At 30.7% G+C, this 23,353-nt stretch carries 18 protein-coding genes; all 18 read left to right on the top strand.

Translation table 11 applies throughout. The features are described 5' to 3' along the window. Positions 1-14 precede the first annotated feature (14 nt). The 18 genes from DMB71_RS05670 to DMB71_RS05585 all read left to right on the top strand — a co-directional run bounded on the left by DMB71_RS05670 (position 15) and on the right by DMB71_RS05585 (position 23,351). Positions 15-2,462: a polysaccharide biosynthesis tyrosine autokinase gene (locus DMB71_RS05670; RefSeq protein ID WP_111364432.1), complete on the top strand. Its 2,448-nt coding sequence runs from the start codon at positions 15-17 to the stop codon at positions 2,460-2,462. Between the two features lie 10 nt (positions 2,463-2,472). Then, entirely contained in the window at positions 2,473-3,456 is a 984-nt protein-coding gene (locus DMB71_RS05665; protein ID WP_111364430.1) for an SDR family oxidoreductase, read from the top strand. 24 nt (positions 3,457-3,480) lie between these two features. Next, positions 3,481-4,872 (top strand): UDP-glucose 6-dehydrogenase, encoded by a 1,392-nt coding sequence (locus tag DMB71_RS05660; RefSeq protein ID WP_111364428.1) that lies wholly within the window; start codon positions 3,481-3,483, stop codon positions 4,870-4,872. 72 nt (positions 4,873-4,944) lie between these two features. Further along, positions 4,945-5,409 carry a UpxY family transcription antiterminator gene (locus DMB71_RS05655; RefSeq protein WP_111364426.1) on the top strand — a complete coding sequence of 155 codons (465 nt, stop codon included), beginning with the start codon at positions 4,945-4,947 and terminating at the stop codon, positions 5,407-5,409. Positions 5,410-5,692: 283 nt separating this feature from the next. After that, positions 5,693-6,982, top strand: a complete 1,290-nt coding sequence (locus DMB71_RS05650; protein ID WP_111364424.1) for a nucleotide sugar dehydrogenase — start codon at positions 5,693-5,695, stop codon at positions 6,980-6,982. A 31-nt stretch (positions 6,983-7,013) separates the two neighbouring features. Then, the gene (locus tag DMB71_RS05645) at positions 7,014-8,021 is read left to right on the top strand and encodes a mannose-1-phosphate guanylyltransferase (protein ID WP_111364422.1); all 1,008 of its coding nucleotides are present in this window, start codon (positions 7,014-7,016) and stop codon (positions 8,019-8,021) included. Positions 8,022-8,030: 9 nt separating this feature from the next. Further along, positions 8,031-9,077, top strand: a complete 1,047-nt coding sequence (gene rfbB / locus DMB71_RS05640; protein ID WP_111364420.1) for a dTDP-glucose 4,6-dehydratase — start codon at positions 8,031-8,033, stop codon at positions 9,075-9,077. 44 nt (positions 9,078-9,121) lie between these two features. Beyond that, entirely contained in the window at positions 9,122-11,605 is a 2,484-nt protein-coding gene (locus tag DMB71_RS05635; RefSeq protein ID WP_111364418.1) for an SLBB domain-containing protein, read from the top strand. A gap of 7 nt (positions 11,606-11,612) precedes the next feature. Further along, positions 11,613-12,680 carry a GumC domain-containing protein gene (locus DMB71_RS05630; RefSeq protein ID WP_111364416.1) on the top strand — a complete coding sequence of 356 codons (1,068 nt, stop codon included), beginning with the start codon at positions 11,613-11,615 and terminating at the stop codon, positions 12,678-12,680. Further along, complete coding sequence (locus tag DMB71_RS05625) at positions 12,677-13,645, top strand: SDR family oxidoreductase (RefSeq protein WP_111364414.1); 969 nt, start codon at positions 12,677-12,679, stop codon at positions 13,643-13,645. The genes DMB71_RS05630 and DMB71_RS05625 overlap by 4 nt, the downstream gene beginning before the upstream one ends. A gap of 34 nt (positions 13,646-13,679) precedes the next feature. Beyond that, positions 13,680-14,954, top strand: coding sequence for a nucleotide sugar dehydrogenase (locus DMB71_RS05620; protein WP_111364412.1), 1,275 nt, complete (start codon positions 13,680-13,682; stop codon positions 14,952-14,954). A 9-nt stretch (positions 14,955-14,963) separates the two neighbouring features. Further along, positions 14,964-16,403, top strand: coding sequence for a lipopolysaccharide biosynthesis protein (locus tag DMB71_RS05615; protein ID WP_111364410.1), 1,440 nt, complete (start codon positions 14,964-14,966; stop codon positions 16,401-16,403). Next, complete coding sequence (locus DMB71_RS05610; RefSeq protein ID WP_111364408.1) at positions 16,400-17,482, top strand: DegT/DnrJ/EryC1/StrS family aminotransferase; 1,083 nt, start codon at positions 16,400-16,402, stop codon at positions 17,480-17,482. Before DMB71_RS05615 ends, DMB71_RS05610 begins: the two co-directional genes overlap by 4 nt. A 134-nt stretch (positions 17,483-17,616) precedes the next feature. Next, entirely contained in the window at positions 17,617-18,252 is a 636-nt protein-coding gene (locus DMB71_RS05605) for a NeuD/PglB/VioB family sugar acetyltransferase (RefSeq protein ID WP_111364406.1), read from the top strand. A gap of 2 nt (positions 18,253-18,254) precedes the next feature. Then, entirely contained in the window at positions 18,255-19,133 is an 879-nt protein-coding gene (locus DMB71_RS05600; RefSeq protein ID WP_111364404.1) for a glycosyltransferase family 2 protein, read from the top strand. 42 nt (positions 19,134-19,175) lie between these two features. Beyond that, positions 19,176-20,981, top strand: coding sequence for an asparagine synthase (glutamine-hydrolyzing) (asnB, locus tag DMB71_RS05595; RefSeq protein WP_111364402.1), 1,806 nt, complete (start codon positions 19,176-19,178; stop codon positions 20,979-20,981). A gap of 49 nt (positions 20,982-21,030) precedes the next feature. Continuing rightward, entirely contained in the window at positions 21,031-22,224 is a 1,194-nt protein-coding gene (locus tag DMB71_RS05590) for an EpsG family protein (protein WP_111364400.1), read from the top strand. Between the two features lie 35 nt (positions 22,225-22,259). After that, complete coding sequence (locus DMB71_RS05585) at positions 22,260-23,351, top strand: glycosyltransferase (protein ID WP_111364398.1); 1,092 nt, start codon at positions 22,260-22,262, stop codon at positions 23,349-23,351. Positions 23,352-23,353 lie beyond the last annotated feature (2 nt).

Below are 23,353 nucleotides of genomic sequence, written 5' to 3'. Positions count from 1 at the left end.
AATAATTTTTTAAAATGTTAGATATTAAAGACCTTGCCATTTTTGAAAATCATTCGCACTTTGATTTTAAGGGGTTTCTATTGAAAATTACGAGTTACTGGAAATGGTTTCTTGTGTGTTTGATTATTACATTCACTATTGCTTATCAGATAAACATTCGTAAAGAAAAAATTTATGAAATGCAGACTCTGGTTTCTATTAAAGAAGAAAATAATCCTTTTTTTACTTCAAATACAAGTCTGGTTTTTAATTGGGGAGGAATTTCTGATCAGGTAAATGGTATTTCCACAATTCTCCAATCAAGATCTCATAATGAGTTGGTGATTGATAAGTTGCAATTTTATATTGATTATTTAGAGCAAGGAAAATATAATTTAATTGATTCATACGGAGCTGTACCATTTTATGTTGATATTGATAAAACTAAGGGACAGCTTGCAAATGCCCTAATTGGTATTAAGTTCTTAAGTGAAAATGAATATCAGATTCAGATTCCATTTGAAAGTAGCTCAGTTTCACTGATTACTTACAGTAATAATTCTTATGGCAATACTTCTGTACAGCCTATAACTTTTATAAAGAAATATAAAGTTGGAGAAGCTGTTAATCTTCCGTTTCTGAATTGGAAGCTTCAAATAAATGATAATCCGGGTTTTTATAAGGGGAAAGAGTACTTCGTAAGATTTAATGATTTTGATGGAACCGTATCTCAATATAAAGGGGTGAATGTGGACGCAGGTAAAAGCGGCGGATCGATATTAACTTTGTCAATGCAGGGAACAAACAAAGCAAGAATGGTTGATTATTTGAATTCTACTGTAAAAATGCTTATTAAAATCCAGCTTGATGGGAAAAATCAATTTGCTACAAATACCATTAGATTTATTGATAGCACTCTTGTGGCAATGGAATCTCAGCTTAAGCAAACAGGTAACGAATTAAAAACTTTTCAAAAAGATAAAAATGTTTACGAAATAGAAGGCGGTGGTTCTAAAGTTTCAGAAAAAATAATGGATTTCGATGTTGAAAAAGACCAAATAGCAAGAAAAATAGCCTACTATAATTCGTTAAAAACATATTTGAACAATAGTGTCGACTATTCTAGATTACCAGCTCCTTCTGTTGCTGGAATAGAAGACCCCAATATTGTTGCTAATGTTTCTAAACTTATTGCACTTTCTACTCAAAGATCTGAAATGGCTTATGCAGTAAAAAGTGAAAAAATATTTAAGGATTTTGATAATCAAATGGCGGCAGTGAAAAACGTTCTTCAAGAGAATATTGTTACTGCAAAAGCTTCTCTATTGTATGATTTATCATTAGTTAATGCAAAAATTGGCCAAGCAGAAAGTACAGTGAGAAGACTCCCTGCAGAGCAGCAAGAATTATTAAAAATCAAGAGAAAATATGATTTAAATGATAATATTTACACGGAATTTCTTCAAAAAAGAAATGAAGCAGAAATTGTAAGAGCTTCCAATTTGTCAGATATTCATTTTATAGATCCTGCAAAAGATATTGGCGGAGGGTTAATTGGTCCTAAGACTTCTGTGAATTATGTAATGGCACTATTCTTAGGTATTTTAATTCCATTGCTGTTTGTTCTAGTAATCTTTTTTATTAATAATTCAATTCAGAATAGTGAAGATATTAGTAAATTAACTCAAATTCCATTGCTTGGTGTTATCGGACTAAATAAGGATTCGGGTAGTTTAGCAGTTTTTGACAAGCCGAAATCGGCTCTTTCAGAAGCTTTTAGAGGCATACGGTCTTCACTTCAGTTTTTGTATAAAAAGCAGCAAGTGAGCGGGTCAAAAACATTAATGATTACTTCTTCGATTAGTGGAGAAGGAAAAACATTTTGCTCTATTAATATTGCTACCGTTTTTGCTTTAAGCGAAAAGAAAACTGTAATTGTTGGTCTAGATTTAAGAAAACCAAGATTAGCTGATGAATTTCAAATAAAATCATCTTTAGGAGTTGTCAATTATTTGATAAAACAAAATAATTTGAAAGAAATTACTAATTCTACACCAATACCAAATTTAGATGTAATTTTATCTGGACCAATTCCTCCAAATCCTTCTGAGTTAATTTTAAGTGATGCAATGAAAGAATTGATTGATGAGTTAAAACAGAAATATGATTATATCATTTTAGATACTCCTCCAGTTGGTTTGGTTGCAGATTCATTAGAATTGGTTCAGTTTGCAGATGTGACATTGTATATCGTAAGACAGAATTATACTAAAAAAGATATGATAACAGTATTAAATACCAGACTTAAACGTGGAGAATTAAGTAATGTTAGTATTGTATTAAATGGTTATGAAAATAAAGCAAAATATGGTTCTGGTTATGGCTACGGCTACGGTTACGGGGCATATTCAAATGGTTATCATGAAGAAGCAGTAAAAGTTGGGTTTTGGAAAACATTTATGAGTCGAATTAGAAAAAGTTAAATTTGGATAAATGGAAAATAAAACAAAAAATACAATTTTAATCACCGGAGGAGCTGGATTTATAGGTTCGAATCTGACCGAGTATTTTTTACACTTAGGTTATAAGGTCGTTTGCTTGGATAATTTTTCAACAGGACATCGTCATAATTTGAAAGATTTTTTAGATAATCCAGATTTTAAATTAATCGAAGGTGATATCCGAAATTTAGCTGATTGTAATTTAGCAGTTGAAGGAGCAGATTATGTTTTGCATCAAGCTGCTTTAGGTTCTGTTCCAAGATCAATAAAAGATCCAATTACTACCAATGATGTAAATGTTTCGGGTTTTTTAAATATGCTTACGGCAGCGCGCGATGCAAAAGTAAAACGATTTGTATATGCAGCGAGCTCGTCAACTTATGGAGATTCTCAAGGATTGCCAAAAGTAGAAGATGTTATAGGAAAACCATTATCTCCTTATGCAATTACTAAATATGTAAATGAGCTATATGCAGAAATTTTCAGTAAAACTTATGGCTTAGAAACAATTGGTCTTCGCTATTTTAATGTTTTTGGAAGAAAGCAAGATCCAGATGGAGCTTATGCGGCTGTAATACCAAAATTTGTAAAGCAGTTTATGAATCATGAAAGTCCAGTAATCAATGGAGATGGAAATTATTCGCGTGATTTCACTTATATTGATAATGTTATTCAGATGAATGAGCTGGCAATGACTTCTCAAAATCCGAAAGCGATTAATTCTATTTACAATACTGCATTTGGAGATAGAAATACATTAAATGATTTAGCTAAATATTTAAAAGAATATTTATCAGAGTTTGATCCAAAAATAAAAGATGTACCAATTATTTATGGAGAAACCAGAGTAGGGGATATTCCCCATTCATTAGCAAGTATCGAAAAGGCAAAAACAATGCTTGGTTATAAACCAAAATATTCTTTGCAAGAAGGATTGAAAGAAGCTGTGTGGTGGTACTGGAATAATTTAAAATAAATAGATCAAGATAAAATAGATCAAATGAAAATTACAAAAATTTGCTGCATTGGTGCAGGATATGTTGGTGGTCCAACTATGGCAGTTATTGCTCAGAAATGCCCACACATTCAAGTTACAGTTGTTGATTTAAATGAACAAAGAATTGCGGATTGGAATGATCCGAATCCTGAAAATATTCCTATTTATGAGCCAGGTCTTTCTGAAATTGTAGCAGAAGCGAGAGGCAGAAATCTGTTTTTTTCTACAGATGTTGATCAAGCAATAGATGAAGCACAAATGATATTTATTTCAGTTAATACTCCAACCAAAACTTACGGGAAAGGAAAAGGAATGGCTGCTGACTTAAAATATATTGAGTTATGCGCAAGGCAAATAGCAAGAGTAGCAAAACAAAATAAAATTGTAGTCGAGAAATCTACTTTGCCAGTTAGAACGGCTGAAGCAATTAAAAGTATATTAGATAATACAGGAAATGGCGTTCAATTTCAAATTTTATCTAACCCAGAATTTTTGGCGGAAGGAACTGCAGTTGCAGATTTGTTAAATCCAGATCGAATTTTAATTGGTGGAGATACAACACCAGAAGGAGAAGAGGCTATTAATTCGCTAGTAGAAGTTTATTCTAATTGGGTTGATAAAGATCAAATTCTAACAACAAATGTTTGGTCATCAGAATTGTCTAAACTTACTGCAAATGCATTTTTAGCACAGCGTATTTCTTCTATTAATGCAATGTCGGAATTATGCGAAAAAACGGGCGCTGATGTGAACGAAGTTGCAAAAGCAATTGGAATGGACAGTAGAATTGGACCTAAATTCTTAAAAGCTTCAGTAGGATTTGGAGGCTCTTGTTTTCAAAAAGATATTCTAAACTTGGTTTACATAGCAAAGTCATACGGATTGAATGAAGTTGCGGATTACTGGGAACAAGTCATTATTATGAATGATCATCAAAAAAGAAGATTTTCAAATAAAATTGTTCAGACATTATATAATACTGTTGCTGATAAAAAAATTACTTTTTTAGGTTGGGCTTTCAAAAAAGATACAAACGATACTAGAGAATCTGCTGCAATTTATGTGGCTGATGATTTAATAAATGAACAAGCTAAAATTTCAGTTTACGATCCGAAAGTTTCTGAAAATAAGATGTTAAGTGATCTAGATTATTTAGAAACAAGATTAAATAAAGAAAACGCAAAAGCGTTAAATGTTTTTGAGAATGCTTACGAAGCGTGTAAAGATGCACATGCAATTGCTGTTTTAACAGAGTGGGACGAATTTACAACGTATGACTGGCAAAAAATTTACGATTCTATGCATAAGCCAGCTTTTATTTTTGATGGAAGAAATATTTTGAATGCTAAAGAATTAGAATCTATAGGTTTTATTTACAATGGTATAGGGGCATAAAGTTTTTAGTGAAGTAAAATGATGTTTTTAATGTGAAGTGTAGTAGGTTTTGCTTCGTGATAAATAAGAAGAATGAATTGGTACGTAGTTTATACAAAGCCTAAATGGGAAAAAAAAGTTGCAGATAAACTCAATCAATTAGGAATTGAGTGTTATTGTCCTCTTATTATTCAAGTTAAGCAATGGTCTGACAGAAAGAAAAAAATTGAGGTTCCGCTTTTTAGTTCCTATGTTTTTGTAAAATTGGAGGATTCAGAAAGAAATTTAGTTTTTCAAGTCGCAGGAGTTATAAGGTACTTATTTTGGCTTGGAAAACCAGCAATTGTAAAAGACCAAGAAATTGAAATTATAAAAGCTAGTCTTAAAGCGTCAAATATTAGTGATATAACTGTTTCAACTCTTCAAGTAGGAGATAAAATTAAATTAGAATCAGGTGCATTTGTTAATCAAAATGCAATTGTTAGGGAAGTTTCTAATAATTACTATATATTAGTTTTAGAAAGTTTGGGCTGTGTTTTAAAAATAAAATACAAATAACAACGTTATCAAGTAAAAATTAAACAGAAGAGAAGTCTTTTTTTAGATTTTTTTCTTCTGTTTTTTTTATAAAGTAATTATTTACAGCCTGATTAATAATATGTTGTAGTTAAGCGTTTTTAAATTAACAATTTGTTTTTGAGTATTACGTGAAACCGTATTGAATAACTAGACTTAATATATTATATTTGCGCGAAAATGATTAATTTAGGCATCTGAGTCAGATTTTGTGACTTGGAACGGCGAAGCCGTGAGTTTTTAAAAGCCTAAATAAATTAAAAAAATGGAATTAGAAAAAAATGTTAAAATTGCAGTTATTGGTTTAGGCTATGTTGGATTGCCATTAGCTCGATTATTTGCAACAAAATATTCTGTAGTTGGTTTTGATATAAATGAATCTAGAATTAATTCTTTAAAATCGGGAACCGATACAACTTTAGAAGTTGAAGATGATGTTTTACAAAAAGTCTTAATTGCAGAACCCAGTAAGGAAATTGGTTTATATTGTACAACTTCATTAGAAGATATTCAGAATTGCAATTATTATATAGTTACAGTTCCTACTCCAGTCGACAGGAATAATAGACCAGATTTAACACCCCTTTACAAATCGAGCGAAACTGTCGGTAAAGTTTTAAAAAAAGGTGATGTTGTTATTTATGAATCTACTGTTTATCCTGGAGTAACAGAGGAACAATGTGTGCCAGTTTTAGAACAGGTTTCGGGATTGAAATTTAATGAAGATTTTTTTGCAGGATATTCCCCAGAAAGAATTAATCCAGGAGACAAAGAACATACAGTTGAAAAAATCCTAAAAGTTACTTCTGGTTCAACTACAGAAACCGGTTTAAAAGTTGATGCATTGTATAAATCGGTAATTACTGCAGGAACGCATTTAGCGCCTACTATAAAAGTTGCAGAAGCGGCAAAAGTAATTGAGAACTCTCAGAGGGATATTAATATTGCTTTTGTCAATGAATTGGCGAAGATTTTCAATCTAATGAATATTGATACACAAGAAGTGCTAACGGCGGCAGCGACAAAATGGAATTTTTTGCCTTTTAAGCCAGGTCTTGTTGGAGGACACTGTATAGGCGTGGACCCTTATTATTTGGCGCAAAGGGCTCAAGAGTTTGGATACCACCCTGAAATAATTTTAGCAGGAAGACGTTTGAATGATAGTATGGGAGAATATGTAGCTTCACAAATAGTGAAGCTAATGATTAAAAAAGGTATTTCGGTTAATGGAGCTGAATTATTGATGCTTGGAATTACCTTTAAAGAAAATTGCCCAGACGTAAGAAATACTAAAATTGTAGATGTTGTAAAAGCGTTAAATGAGTATGGGATTTTAGTCACCATATTTGATCCTCTAGCAGATGTACATGATGTAATAAAAGAATATAATTTAGTAACATTAAACTCTCTTCCAAACAATAAATTTGATGCCATAGTTCTGGGAGTTTCACACGCTGAGTTTTTAGAATTAGATTTTGTTGAATTGCAAAAGTCAAATAGTTTATTATATGATGTAAAAGGAGTTTTAGGTGCTATAGCCGATAATAGACTATAGAACTAAAAGTCTTTTTTTATTTTTAGAGAAAATGGAAACAAAAAATTCAATAATACATGTGGTTCTAACGGGGGGAGTAGGCAGTAGGTTATGGCCTCTTTCTCGTAAAAGCAGACCAAAACAGTATTTAGAGATATTTGAAGGGAAGTCATTATTCGAAATGACGGTAGAACGCAATCGTCATTTAGCTGATAAAGTGATGGTAGTAGGAAATGTTGATAATCATCATTTGAGTGGTGTTGTTATGAACAAAACCAATACTACCTATACCAATATTGTGGAAGCGACTCCTAGAAATACTGCAGCCGCGATTGCTTTTGCGGCTTTTGCTTCAAACCCGGAAGATATATTAATTGTAACTCCTTCTGATCACATAATAGATAAAATAGAAGATTACAATAAAGCAATTCACGAAGCAATTTCCAAAGCAAAAGACGGTTTTATAGTTACTTTTGGAATTATCCCAACAAAGCCAGAAACAGGTTATGGCTATATAGAGGCAAAAGCAGATAATGTAATTTCCTTTCGTGAAAAACCAAACAAAACAACTGCAAAAGAATTTATCGCAAAAGGTAATTTCTTGTGGAATAGTGGAATGTTTTGTTTTAAAGCAAGTGTACTTTTAGAGGAACTGAAGAAATTCCAGCCTGAAGTTTACGAAAAATCTAGAATAGTTTGGGAAGCAAGTAAAGAAGGGCTTCTAGATTTAAATTTATCTATGGAAATTCCTTCTATTAGTATTGATTACGCAGTAATGGAACGTAGTAAAAAAATTAAAGTTGTTCCTGCTTCTTTTTCATGGTCGGATTTAGGCTCATTTGAATCGGTTTATGATTATTTATACTCAAAAGGACATTCAACAGATTCTAATGGTAACATGGTTATCGGATGTGATAAGCATACAACTTTTCTCGGTTTGAAAAACACTATTTTTGTTTATACTGAAACTGCTAATCTAATTTTGCAAAAAGAAAATTCGCAAGATGTGAAAGATCTTTACAGCGAATTAGAAAAGCAGAATTCAAAACTCTTAAATTAAAGAATAAAAATGAAAAAAATTCTAATAACTGGCGGTGCTGGTTTTATTGGTTCTCATGTAGTAAGACGTTTTGTGAACAAATATCCAGAATATCAAATTTTCAATTTAGATGCATTGACATATGCTGGAAATCTTGAAAATATAAAAGATATTGAAAATAAAAAAAATTACACTTTCGTTAAAGGAGATATTGTTGATGAGAGTTTTGTTAATGAGCTTTTTGATCTTCATAAATTTGATGGAGTTCTGCATTTAGCCGCAGAATCACATGTGGATCGTTCCATTGAGGATCCGCTTGCATTTGTTAAAACCAACGTTATTGGAACAATGAATTTATTGAATGCCGCTAAGAATAATTGGAAAAATAACTTTGAAGGAAAGAGATTTTATCATATAAGCACGGATGAAGTTTATGGTTCTTTAGGTGCTGAAGGATTATTTACTGAAAATACTCCTTATGATCCAAACTCTCCTTATTCGGCATCAAAAGCAAGTTCTGATCATTTTGTAAGAGCCTATGGTGAAACTTACGGGTTACCTTATGTTCTTACCAATTGTTCAAATAATTATGGTTCCTACCATTTTCCTGAAAAACTTATTCCTCTTTTTATAAATAATATTATAAATAATAAGCCATTGCCTGTATATGGTGATGGCAATTATACGAGAGATTGGCTATTTGTTGAAGATCATGCCATTGCGATTGATTTGGTTTTTCATGAAGGAAAAAACCACGAAACTTATAACATAGGTGGTTTTAATGAGTGGAGAAATATTGATTTAGTTAAATTATTGTGTGCAATAATGGATGGTAAATTAGAAAGAGAAAAAGGTACTTCTGAAAAACTAATTACTTATGTAAAAGATAGACCTGGTCACGATTTACGTTACGCAATAGATGCCTCAAAAATTAATAGAGAATTAGGGTGGAAACCTTCGGTCACTTTTGAAGAAGGACTGGAAAAAACTATAAATTGGTATTTGAATAATCAAGAATGGCTTCAAAGCGTTACTTCTGGTTCGTATAAAGATTATTATCAAAAACAATACTCATAAAAGAAAATATTTATTGTAAATATTTTTTAATAATTTTTCCTAATATGAAAAAAATAATATACGTTCTTATTGTATTTTTTGCATTAATTACTTTTAATGCAACTGCGCAAGATATAATGAAATCTAAAGATTTAACTACAGTAAAAGTTGACTACTTATCTGATGATGATTTAGCAAAGCTTAGTGCTCAATTAAAAAGTAATAATGCAACAATTGATCAAGTCGAATCGATGGCACTTTCAAAAGGGATGAGTCAAACAGAGTTTAATAAACTTAGAGTTAAACTTAATGAGTATGAAAAGAAAAATGCAAAAGATAAAAATAAGGATAGTAAATTAAAAACAGGCGAGAAAACTTCAGAATTTGGGAGAAAACAGGGGGAAATAAAAAATGATAAAGTAAAAGATTCTGTAAATGCATTAATTTTTGGTTCCGAGTTATTTGATAATCCTACATTAAATTTTGAGCCAGATTTGAATTTGGCTACACCTATGAATTACATTCTTGGTCCTGGTGATGAATTACAAGTAAGTGTTTATGGTGTTCAAGAGTATAATGCTAATATACCTGTAAGTGTAGAAGGAAAAGTAAGTATAGATTATGTAGGACAAATCTCTGTTTCAGGAATGTCTATAGAGGCCGCTACACAAAAAATAAAAGCAGCTATCGCTAAAGTTTACAGCACAGTTCGTTCTGGACAATCTCAGGTAAGCATTAGTTTAGGGAAAATACGTACTATTAAAGTAACAATTGTTGGAGGTAAGCAGCCAGGTAATTATTCGATTTCTTCGTTAGCAACAGTCTATAATGCTTTGCATTTAGCAGGCGGACCTGGAAAAAATGGGAGTTATAGAAACATAGAATTGATCAGAAACAATAAGGTTTACAAAAATATTGATATTTATAGATTCTTAGTTAAAGGAGATCAATCTGATAATATTTCTTTAAAAGAGAATGATGTTATTAGAATTCCTGCCTATAGCCAAAGAGTAACCGTTGACGGAGAAGTTAAGCGTCCCGGTATTTTTGAAATGAAAAAAGGCGAGAAGTTTTCTGATTTATTAAATTTTGCTTCTGGATTTAATGAATTTGCTTATACAGCTTCGGTAAATGTGCTGCAAAAGACGGGAAAAGAATTTAAAGTTCATGATATAAACGAAAGTGAGTATAATTCTTATCAACCTCAATCAGGAGATGTTTTTAGAATAACTAAAATCCTTAATCGATTTGAAAATCGTATCAAGATTGAAGGAGCTGTTTTCAGGCCAGATTATTATTCTTTTACAGAAGGAATGAGAATTTCAGATCTTGTAACAAGAGCAGAGGGATTAAAAGAAGATGCTTATAGTAAAAGGGCAAGAATTATCCGTTTAAAAACAGATTTAACAACAGAAATTGTTAATGTAGATTTAGGAGCTGCTCTGTCAGGAGATTTAAATGCAGATATTGAATTAAAAAGAGAAGATATAGTTACGGTATATTCTATTTTAGATTTTAGAGAGGAGTATAAAGTTACAATTGACGGTGAAGTAAAGAACCCAGGTGAATACGAATATTTTGAGAATCTTACTTTAAATGATTTAGTAGTTCAAGTAGGTGGGTTAACAGGTTCAGCTTCAAAAAGAGTTGAAATTGCTAGAATGATAAAATCTGATGCTATTGACGATGCAGATCCTAAACGTATAGAATTAGTTGAATTGGAGATTACAGCAGAAAATAATGAACAAATTAAGAATTTTGTTTTAAAACCTTTTGATGTTATTAATATTCGTAGAATGGCCGTATATGAAAAACCGGAAATGGTCAAAGTAAGTGGAGCTGTAACCTATCCGGGAAAATATGTATTGGCCAATAAAAAAGAAAGGGTTTATAATGTGGTCATGAGAGCTGGAGGATTAACGTCTATAGCAAATTTGGATGGTATGAAGATAAAAAGACCAATAAAAGAGGAACAATTAGAGCAATTAGAAACTGTAAATCTTAACTTGGAGAAGAAAGAAACGTTAGATAAAAAAGAAGGAGCTTTAGATGAATCAAATCTTAAATCTAAAGATACCCTCAAATCTAAATTATCAAAAAAATTAAGAGACGAATTAAAATACACTACAATCCCAGTTAACTGGGAAAAAATTGTAAAAGACAAAAATCACTATTCAAATGTTACTTTATTTCCAGGAGATGAAATTGAAGTTGCAGTATATAACGAAGGAGTAAAAGTTACTGGCAACGTGTTGTTAACTTCTGAAATCCCATATAGAAATGGAAAAGGATTTAAATATTACATAAATTCTGTTGGTGGGGTCGACAATAAGGGATGGAAAAGAAAAGCTTATATCATCTATCCTAATGGGAAAGCTGCCGTAACAACTTCATTTCTGTTTTTTAGATCATATCCAAAAGTAGAACCAGATTCACAAATTGTTGTACCAGAGAAGCCTGAAAGGAAAAAAATGAGTGCAGGAGAATGGGCTGGTCTAGGAACAGCATTTGCTAGCTTGGCATTATTAATAGTTACAGCATTTAAATAATTTTTTAATGGAAAAAAAAACTATTGAAAACGATGAAATTTCGTTAAAAGATTTATTTGAGAAAGGACATGAATGGTATATCTATTTACTTTCTAAGTGGAAAATTATTGTTTTTGCAGGAATAATAGGTGCAACATTAGGAATATCTTATTCAATATTCAAAAAGCCAATTTACACTGCAACATTATCATTCGCTTTAGAAGATGAGAAAACTGGAGGAGGTCTTGGAGGGGCATTAGGTTTGGCTAGTTCTTTTGGTTTAGATTTAGGAGGAAGTGGAGGTGGAATATTTACTGGTTCTAACCTAACAGAGTTATTTAAATCAAGAGCTATGGTTGAAAAGACACTTTTGTCTCCTGTAAAATTAAATGGAAAGGAAATTTCTATTGCAGAAATGTACATTGAGAATAATAAGTGGCGTAAAGGTTGGAGCGATAAACCTTTTTTGCGTAAGATCCAATTTTTGCCAAATTCTGATCGTAAAAAGTTTACAAGAGTTCAGGATAGTATTCTAGGAGTAATGTATGGAGGTTTATCTAAATCAAGTCTATCTGTTTCTCAAAAGGACAAAAAAGTTTCAATTATAACAATGGAAGTTCGTTCTACGAATGAACTATTTTCGAAGATTTTTTGTGAAGCATTAGCAAAACAAGTTGGCAAATTTTATGTTGAAACAAAGAGTAAAAAAGCTCGTATGAATATGTCAATTTTGGAACATCAAGTTGATTCTATACGTGGAGAACTTAATGGTGCCATTACAGGTGTCGCTGTTGCAAATGATAATACTTTTAACTTAAACCCAGCACTGAATGTTCGTAGAGCCCCATCGGCAAGAAGACAGGTTGATGTTCAGGCAAATACAGCTATCTTAACAGAATTAGTTAAGCAAGCTGAATTAGCAAAAGTTACTTTGCGTAAAGAAACACCATTGATCCAAATTATTGATCAGCCTATTTTGCCCTTGGCAAAAGAACGTTTTGGTAAAATTAAGGGGATTATTATAGGTGGTTTTTTGGGTGGCTTTTTTGTAATAGTTTTTTTAATATTAAAAAAAATAATAAAATCTTTTTCATGAAAATTTTGATTACAGGTGGAGCAGGCTTTATAGGATCAAATCTAACAGAACATTTCTTAAATAAAGGTTATGAAGTTGTTTGTCTCGATAACTTTGCGACAGGTTATATGCATAATTTAAAAAATTGTCTTGACAACACTAATTTTAAACTTATTGAAGGTGATATTAGAAATATAGAAGATTGTCGTAAAGCCGTTGTAAATGTTGATTTTGTATTGCATCAAGCAGCTTTAGGTTCTGTACCGAGATCTATAAATGATCCAATAACAACTAATGAAGTAAATGTTTCAGGATTTTTAAATATGTTAGTTGCTTGCAGAGATGAAAAAGTAAAGCGTTTTGTTTATGCAGCAAGTTCTTCGACATACGGGGATTCTGTGGGATTGCCCAAAGTAGAGGAGATAATAGGAAAACCATTATCACCATACGCTATTACAAAATATGTTAATGAATTATATGCAGACATTTTTAGCAGAACATATGGTTTAGAAACTATCGGTTTGCGTTACTTTAATGTTTTTGGTAGAAAACAAGACCCAAATGGAGCCTATGCAGCAGTTATTCCAAAATTTGTAATGCAATTTATGAAGTATGAAAGTCCCGTGATTAATGGCGATGGGAATTTCTCCCGTGATTTCACTTATATTGATAATGTTATTCAAATGAATGAATTAGCAATGTTAACAAACAATCCTGAAGCTATAAATACAGTTTATAATACTGCATTCGGTGACAGAACAACCTTAAGTCAATTAGTTGAGATGTTAAAGGAAAATCTTTCAAATTTGGATCCAAAAATCCGCGCCGTTGAGGTTTTATATGGACCAAACAGAGCTGGAGATATACCTCATTCTTTAGCTAGTATTGCTAAGGCGGAAAGATTGCTAGGATATAAACCGGAATATTCAATTAAAAGAGGAATTGAAGAAGCTGTTAATTGGTATTATGATAATTTAAAATCATAAGCATACATTCTTTTATTTAAGAAAATATTAAAAAATGAGAAAAATTGGCATTATTGGTTTAGGCTATGTAGGCTTACCTTTAGCGAGGTTGTTTGCTACAAAATATTCTGTAATTGGTTTTGATATTAACAGAGAGAGAATAGAGTCTTTAAACCAAGGACAAGACAGTACACTTGAGGTCGAAAACGAGATATTGAAGGCAGTTTTAGTTGAAAAAAGTTCTGAGGATATTGGTCTTTATTGTACTGATGATATCGAATTTTTGAAAAAATGCGATGTTTTTATTGTTACGGTTCCTACACCAGTTGATAAAAATAATAGACCAGATTTGACTCCGCTGTATAAAGCTAGTGAGATGGTAGGCAGTGTTTTGAAAAAGGGAGATATTGTAATCTATGAATCTACCGTATATCCAGGAGTTACAGAGGAAGAATGCATACCTGTTTTAGAAAAAAGATCTAATTTGAAATTTAATATAGATTTTTTTGCTGGATATTCTCCAGAAAGGATAAATCCTGGAGATAAACAACATACAGTTGATAAAATTTTGAAAGTTACCTCTGGTTCTACGCCGGAGATTGGTACTGTAGTAGATAATCTATACAATAGCGTTATTACTGCAGGAACTCATTTAGCACCTTCAATAAAAGTTGCCGAAGCGGCTAAGGTAATTGAAAATGCCCAACGTGATATTAATATTGCTTTTGTAAATGAATTGGCGAAGATATTTAATCTAATGAATATTGATACTAGTGCTGTTTTAAAAGCGGCTGGCACTAAATGGAATTTTTTGCCATTTAAACCAGGTTTAGTAGGAGGACATTGTATTGGTGTAGACCCTTACTATTTAGCTCAAAGGGCACAGGAGTTTGGATATCACCCCGAAATAATTCTAGCAGGAAGAAGATTAAATGATAGTATGGGAGAGTATGTAGCCTCTCAAGTTATAAAATTAATGATTAAAAAAGGAATTGTAATTAATGGTGCAAATCTATTAATGCTTGGTATTACGTTTAAAGAAGATTGTCCTGATGTTCGTAATACGAAAATAGTTGATGTTGTTAATTCATTAAAAGACTATGGCATTAAGATAACGATATTTGATCCTTTAGCAAATACATTAGAAGTTGAGCATGAATATGGATTGTCCACAACTTCAAAATTACCGGATGCTCAATTTGATGCTGTAGTTTTAGGTGTTTCACACAAGCAGTTTCGTGAAATTGATTTTAAAACTATTCAAAAACCAAATAGTATTTTGTACGATGTAAAAGGTTTTTTAAAATGTGAAATCGACGGTCAGCTGTAATTTTATTCTATGTCTTTAAAAAAAGCTGCTTTAGCGGGGGTCTTATGGTCAACGATACAACAATTTAGTACACAAGGCATTGCTTTTGTTGTGTCAGTTGTTTTAGCAAGATTGCTTTCTCCTGAAGAATTTGGACTAATAGGAATGATTACAGTATTGATGAGTATTGGTACTGTTTTAATGGAAGGAGGATTAGGACAATCTCTTATTAGGACAAATGATCCAACAGAAGAAGATTATACTACAGTTTTTTATTTTAATCTAATTGGCAGTTTTTTAATTTATATTATCGTTTTTTTATTTGCTGGTTCGATTGCTAAATTTTATCAGCAACCATCACTTGAGCTAATAATAAAATGGTACTGCGTCATTTTTATTACAAATGCTTTTTCAAGCGTACAATATACAAAATTGTCCAAAGAAATGAAGTTTAAGAAGGAACTTACAATCGTTGTTCCGTCTTTGATTCTAAGTAGTATTGTTGGAATAACCATGGCTTATATGGGTTATGGGATATGGAGTTTAATTGTTAGTGCTTTGACACAATCAGTTTTGGCATCAATTCAATTATGGATTAGATCAGATTGGAAACCTACTTTGAATTTTAATAGAGAAAAATTTAATTACCATTTTCATTATGGGTATAAGCTGACTTTGTCAGGTGTTTTAGATGCCATTTTTGTTAATGCTTATTCAATTATAATTGGAAAATTTTTTGCTCCAGCTCAGGTTGGTTTTTATAACCGAGCAGATACTTTAAAACAATTGCCAGTTAGTAATATCTCTGTAGTTTTAAACAAAGTTACTTTTCCATTATTTGCGCAGGTGCATGATAATGATGAGCGGCTTAAAGATATCTATAAAAGAATTATGCAAATGGTTTTGTTTTTTGTTGCCCCTGTCTTATTATGCATGTCAGCTTTAGCAGAACCTTTATTTCGTTTACTTTTTTCTGAAAAATGGCTACCAGCTGTACCATACTTTCAAATATTATGCTGGAACGGAATATTGTATCCAATTCATGCATATAACCTTAATATACTTAAGGTTAAAGGAAGAAGCGACCTCTTTTTGAAACTAGAAGTAATAAAAAAATTGATGATTGTAGTAGTAATTGTAATTACAATTCGATTTGGAATTCAAGGACTTTTATATGGAAGCATATTGACATCAGTTTTAGCATTCTTTATTAATAGTCACTATACAGGTGTTTTTATTAATTATAAATCCATAAATCAATTACTAGATTTATTGCCTATAATTGTTTTGGCTACAATAATAGGAGTAATTATTTATAAATTGGATTTTATTTTTATGGATTATTTTAAATATGATGCAATAAGACTAACAATTAATGGATTTACGTATGCTATATTGTATTTGTTTGCAGCATATGTATTTAAAATGAATTCATTAAAAGAATTGATTAAAATTATAAAAAAACAATGATACCAGTTACAAAACCATTTTTACCTCCGCACGAAGAATATCAGCAATTAGTTGAAGGTATTTGGAAACGACAGTGGCTCACCAATATGGGGCCATTGGCGAGTGAATTGGAGATGAGTCTTAAAGAACATCTTAGTGTAAATCATTTGTTATTTGTTACCAATGGAACAATTGCATTACAAATGGCAATTAAGGCTCTTGAACTTGAAGGAGAAATTATTACAACACCGTTTTCATTTATTGCTACTACAAGTTGTATTGTATGGGAAAATTGTCAACCAGTATTTGTTGATATTGATAAAAAATCTTTAAACATTGATGCTTCAAAAATTGAAGCTGCAATTACAAATAAAACATCTGCTATATTAGCAACTCATGTTTATGGAAACCCTTGTGATGTTGTTGCAATTGAAAAAATTGCGGAAAAACATAATCTTAAAGTCATTTATGATGGTGCTCATGCTTTTGGTGTTAAATTTAAAGGGCGATCTATATTTGAATACGGTGATATTTCAATTTGTAGTTTGCATGCTACCAAATTATATCATTCAGTAGAAGGAGGATTAATTATAACAAAAAATACCGATTTGCTAAAAAAATTGGCCTATATTAGAAATTTTGGTTTTAATGGACCAGAAGCTTTTGCTGAATTGGGGATTAACGGAAAAAATTCAGAATTCCATGCTGCTATGGGACTGGTTAATTTGAAATATATCCAATCGATACATCATAAAAGAGAAAAACTGACAAACCGATATGATGAAAAACTAAAATCATTTAAAGCATATAAACCTTTATGGCTTGAGGGCGCGTCATTAAATTATGCTTACTATCCTTTAGTTATTGAAAGCGAAGAATTATTGCTAAGAATAAAAGAAGTTTTAGATGGAAATGAAATTTTTACGCGTCGCTATTTTTATCCTTCGTTGGCTAGTACATTGCCATATTTAGAACCTATAATAATCGAAGTTACTGAGTCAATTTCTAAAAGAGTATTATGTTTACCTCTATATCATGATTTAACGGTGGAAGAAGTTGATTTGATTTGTCGTTTAATATTGAGAGCACAGAATAATTAAATTAGATGAAGAAGGTTAGATAAGTAATAACTGAATTTGTCTACACCTTTTAAAGGAATATTTGCAAAAGTATTTGATAAAGGAACCATACTGCCAATTATTTTTAAAACTTTATATAGAAAGAAAATTAAATAATGAAAAAATTAATTATTATCGGAGCTAGAGGATTTGGAAGAGAAGTTTTTTCTTTGGCTACACGTTCTATAGGATACAATGAGGAATTTAGTATTAAAGGTTTTTTAGATAGTAAATCAGAGGTCTTAGATGAATTTGAGAATTATCCACCGATAATTGGGTCAGTTGAAGATTATGAAATTCAAGAAGACGATGTTTTTGTGTGTGCATTGGGATCAGTAAAATGGAAAAAACATTATATTGAAATTATTCTTGAAAAAGGAGGTGAATTTATTAATATAATTGAAAAATCTGTGAGGATAGGGGAAAATGTTTCTATTGGTAAAGGTTGTATTGTATGTGAATATTCTGTGATAAATAATGATGCTGTTATAGATGATTACGTTTCCATTCATTCTCATTCTTTATTTGGGCATGATGTTGTTATAGGGAAGTATTCTCATATTGGAGCTCATTGTTTTTTTGGAGGATATGCAAAGGTTAGAGAAGAAGTAACAGTATATGTCCGTTCCACAATACTTGACAGATTGGAAATAGAGAAAGGTGCAACGGTTGGAGCTGGAAGCTTGGTTGTTAAAAAAGTTAAGTCTGAAACAACAGTTTTTGGGAATCCTGCAGTAAAAATTTTTGGATAAATATGAAAGATACTGAAAATATATTAGTTTCTGTTTGTATGATTACATATGGACATGAAAAGTATATTAGAGAAGCAATTGAAGGGGTCTTGATGCAAGAAACAAGTTTTGAATACGATTTGATTGTATCTAATGATTCATCCCCTGATTCAACTGATAAAATTGTATCTGAAATAATAAGAAATCATCCAAAAGGTTATAAAATAAAATATTTTTTGCATAAAGAAAATATTGGCATGCAACTTAATAGCGTTTTTGCTTTTGAAAAATGTAAAGGAAAATATATTGCCATTTGTGAAGGGGATGACTATTGGGTAGATTCTTCAAAGTTGAAAAAACAAATAGACTTTTTAGAGGCTAATCCTTCCTATTCTTTTTCAATGGGTAGAGTTGACATGTTTATGCAATCCACAGGTGAAATTACACAAAGACCTGAGTTAGTAAATCCACATAAAAAAGAAACATATGTTTTAAAGGATTATATCAAAAACCCATTTTCACAGACTTCATCTTTTGTTTTTAGAAATTCAAATGAACCTATCCCCGATTGGTTTAAAGACGTACATGCGGGGGATCAGTCATTAGTTGTCATAAAAACAGGAGTGGATGGGAAAATAAAATATCATCCTGATTTGTTTTCTATTTATAGGGTTAATACTGGTAGTGTTAGTAATACAGTTTCATATAACGTATATGAAAAGTTTTTGGGTACTTTAAAATATTGGCAGATTTTTTTGAATAATAATTATAGTTTGATTTTCAAAATAATACATTATAAATATACTCAGTATATAAGATTTCAAAAATGCGACGTAAAAATATTTAAAGGTTACTATTTAGTGAAAATTAAAGTAATCGATTGTTTTTTGAAATTCATTTAATTTTTTAGAAATAGTTCTTTATTAATTAATGAAATTAATTTTATGTGTGGTATATATATAACAAACATTCCTTACGAAAAAGAAGAGGTATTAGATAAATTAAAATCAATTGAGTTTAGAGGACCTGATAATTTGGGTTATAAAAAAGTTCGTGATGTATCTTTAGGCCATTTAAGATTGTCAATTCTAGATTTAGAAGAACGTTCTAATCAGCCTATGACCTTTGAACATTTTCATGTTGTTTTTAATGGTGAAATTTATAATTTTCTTGAGATAAAAAAGGAGTTAATTGATTTAGGTTATCAATTCAATACAAAAAGCGATACAGAAGTCTTACTTTTCGGCTATAGAGAATGGGGAGTAGACATAGTTCCAAAATTAAATGGAATGTTTGCTTTTGCTATTTTTGATACTATTTCAAATACAGTATTTTGTGCTCGTGATAGAGTCGGTGTAAAGCCTTTTTTTTATTTTTGGAGAGAAGGAAAGTTCGAAATTTGTAGTCAATTAAGACCACTAATTAATCCTAAAAGTAAATTATCAGACGAATCAATTTCAATGTATTTGGATTGCGGATACGTACCTAGTCCTTTTTCTATTTTAGAAGATGTTTACAAATTACCTCCAGGTAATACAATGTTAATTGATTTAAGTGCTCAAACAAAAACGATATCAGAATATTGGAATTTGAAGCCTGTAAAAGTTAGTGAAATTTCATATGCTGAAGCAAAAAAAGAACTGCATGAGCTTTTAATTGATGCCGTAAAAATCAGACTTCAATCAGATGTTACAATTGGGACATTTCTTTCTGGTGGGGTTGATTCTGCTTTAGTATCCTCAATTGCATCAAAGTTATCAGAGAATAGAATAAATACATTTACTATTGGCTTTGAAGATCCAAAATTTGATGAGAGCAAAGTAGCGGCGGAATTTGCTTCCATTATAGGATCAAATCATACTGAAACAATTTGTAAGTCAGATGATGCATTGACAATGTTAAGCAAATTTATAGAAGTATACGATGAACCTTTTGCAGATAGTTCTGCTTTGCCATCTTTACTTCTAAATTCGGTAACAAAAAAACACGTAACCGTAGCTTTGTCAGGAGATGGTGGTGATGAAAGTTTTTTGGGGTACAATCATTTTGATGCACTAAAAAAGTTCAATAAAATTTCACGTATTCCTTTTTTTATTAGAAAATTTATTGCTTTCTTTTACAATGAGAATTTGACAAAAATTCAACCATCAACAGTTAATTCTCTCCTAAAAACAAAATCAAGTGATGATTATTCATGGGGTATATTTACTGGTTTTGATAGTTTGCAAAAGAAGCATTATAAAAGTTGGGCTGAATTATATGATAACTTTAGAACATATTCAACAAATTGTTTTCAAAGGATAGCTGATTTAAACATTAAACTTTGGTTGGAAAATGATAGTAATGTTAAGGTTGATAGAGCTAGTATGGCCTATTCTGTTGAGGTGAGAAGCCCATTCTTAGATTACAGAATAATTGAATTTGCTAGAAAACTGCCAGTTTCTTATAGATATGAAGAAGGAGTAAAGAAAAAAATTCTGAAAGATATTTTAACTGAATACATTCCAGAGAAAGTTTTTAATCAGCCCAAAAGAGGATTTGCAATACCGTTGAATCAATGGATCAGAAAAGAGTTAAAAGAGGAGATAACTTTAGAGTTATCTGATGATTTCTTGAATAAAGTTCCCAATTTGGATGTTTCGAAATTTAAAAAACAATTAAAACTTCATTTAGAAAATAAGACCGATTATACTTTTAATATTTGGAAATTATTTGTGTTAGCTAAATGGTATAAAGAGTTTAAAATGTAATAAAATTGAATGTATTTTACTTTGTAGAAGTACATTCGTTATTGTAATAATGAAGTTAAAAAAAATTGATTTATTGAATTTGGGGTTATTTGTAGTTTCTCCCTTTTTAGCAATTCCTACTATATTTGTGGGAGTTATTAATAAATCAAAATTCTCATTACAATTGCTTGTATTAGTTTTTGCAGTGGTAAGCTATATGTATGTACCACATTTTTCAAATGATAGAGCAAGATATTTTGAATTGTATGAAGATTTTAAAGATGGATCATTTTTTGAACTATTTGCATATTTAATGCTTACTGGACAAGATTTTATATTGCAGTCCATGTTTTATTTTGCTTCTCAAATAGAGTTTTCTGCTCAACTTGTTTTTGCAATTACCACTATTGTGACTATGAGTCTAATTTTAGAGATTTTTTATAAGTTAACCATTGAAGTAGAAACTAATTTAGAAAGAAGACTAATAGCATTATTACTTTTATGTCTTGCCATACCATATGTTGATTTGTTTTCAGGAACGCGTTTCATGTTTGCAGCTTCATTTGCTTTGGCAGGACTTTATACAGGTGTCATTGAAAGAAAGTTTTATGCTGTTTTTTTTATGTTAATAGCGGCATTTATCCATTTTAGTACATTTGTTTTTTTGCCCGTCTTTTTTATATTATTATTTTTTCCAAATAGTAATAAGATATATAAAACAATATTTGTTATCTCCCTTTTTTTTATGTTGATGCCTCAGCAAATATTGAATTCAATACTTGATTTAATAGGTATGTCAGGGGGGTTAAGTGTTAAAAAAGAAGCATATTTAGAAGGGGAAGACTTTATCAAAAAAGGATTAGATGAATCATATCTTCTTCGAATTAGCAGTTCACTTAATTTAATTTGGATCTTATGCGGTTATGGCTATATTTTGTTAACAAAAAATAGAGATAGTACATTGAGAAATATTGTTTTGCTCACTGCAGCAGTAATAAATCTTTTTTATTCAGTTCCAACTATTTTTTATAGATATAATATTCTACTTAGATTTTTATTTGTCTTTCTTTTGATTTATGAATTATACAAATACAAACAAAAAATTATTGTAAGCTTTTTTCATTTATTATTGATATCTATTCTTTTTTTTGAAATAATTAGTGCTCTTCCTAATATTACTGCCACATTTTCGAAAAAAGGCAATTTATTTTTAACAACTATTTTTACAGCTGATCCCTTACAACAAAAAGATTTTTTAGAATAAAATAGATTTTATATATAGCGATTTTAAAAAAAGTAATGAAAAAAACAATATTTATTGTAACAACTCTTGATTCTGGAGGTATAGAAAATTATCTCCTACGTTTTTTGAGGCATTTTGAAAATAAGATAGAACCTACTGTAATTTGTAGAGGAAATCATTTTGGGGAACTTGAAGAAGAATATAGAAAAATTAATAATATTGAACTACTTAAAGTTGATTTACAAAAACTTCAAATTAAACCTTATCAAGATTTGTATTCAATTCTGAAAAATAAGAATGCAGATAGTATTGTAGATTTTACAGGAAGTTATTCAGGAATTTTAATGTTTTTGGCAAATTTAACGGGTTTAAAAAAGCGAATAGTATTTTACAGAGGCTCTAGTCATGATTTTGAATCGTCTTTTTTAAAAAGATCGTTTGTTGATTTTTTAAAAATACTTGCTAGCAAAAATTCAACAAAAATTTTATCTAATTCAATGGCAGCATTTGATTTCTATTTTCCTAATAGAGATGTGGATGACAAAAAATATAAAGTAATTTATAATGGAATTGATGTTGAAAAGATCATTTCCAGAAAATATAATAAGGATGATTTCGGTATACCCCAAGACGGTTTTGTAATAGGGCATACTGGAAGATATAATAGAGCTAAGAATCACGAAACAATTCTTAAAGTGGCAGAAGCTATTTGCGCTAAATTTGAAAACATCTATTTTATACTGTGTGGCAAGAACACAGATATTTATCTAGAAAATCGTATTCAAGAGAATAAAATTTTAAAAAATAGAGTTAAAGTTTTAGGTTATCGCAATGATGTTCCGAGTATGTTAACCATTTTTGATTTGTATCTTTTTCCATCAATTACAGAAGGACAACCAAATGCTTTAATTGAAGCTATGGTAACAGGTTTGCCTATAGTTGCTTCCAATATCAAACCTATAATGGAAACTACACCAGAAATTTTACATAACGAATTAATTAGCCCATTTGATGTGGATGGCTTTAGCGAAAGAATTGAGGAGTATTACTTAAATAATTTGAAAAGGGAAACGGCTAATTTTTCTGAATGGGCAATAAATAGATTTTCTCCAAACAAATTGTTTAGTGAATTTTATTCTGAATTATAATT

Source organism: Flavobacterium tistrianum (assembly GCF_003254545.1).
Classification (GTDB): domain Bacteria; phylum Bacteroidota; class Bacteroidia; order Flavobacteriales; family Flavobacteriaceae; genus Flavobacterium; species Flavobacterium tistrianum.
The sequence above is the reverse complement of the archived record's forward strand: the minus strand, read 5'-3'. Positions and strand labels throughout refer to the sequence as shown.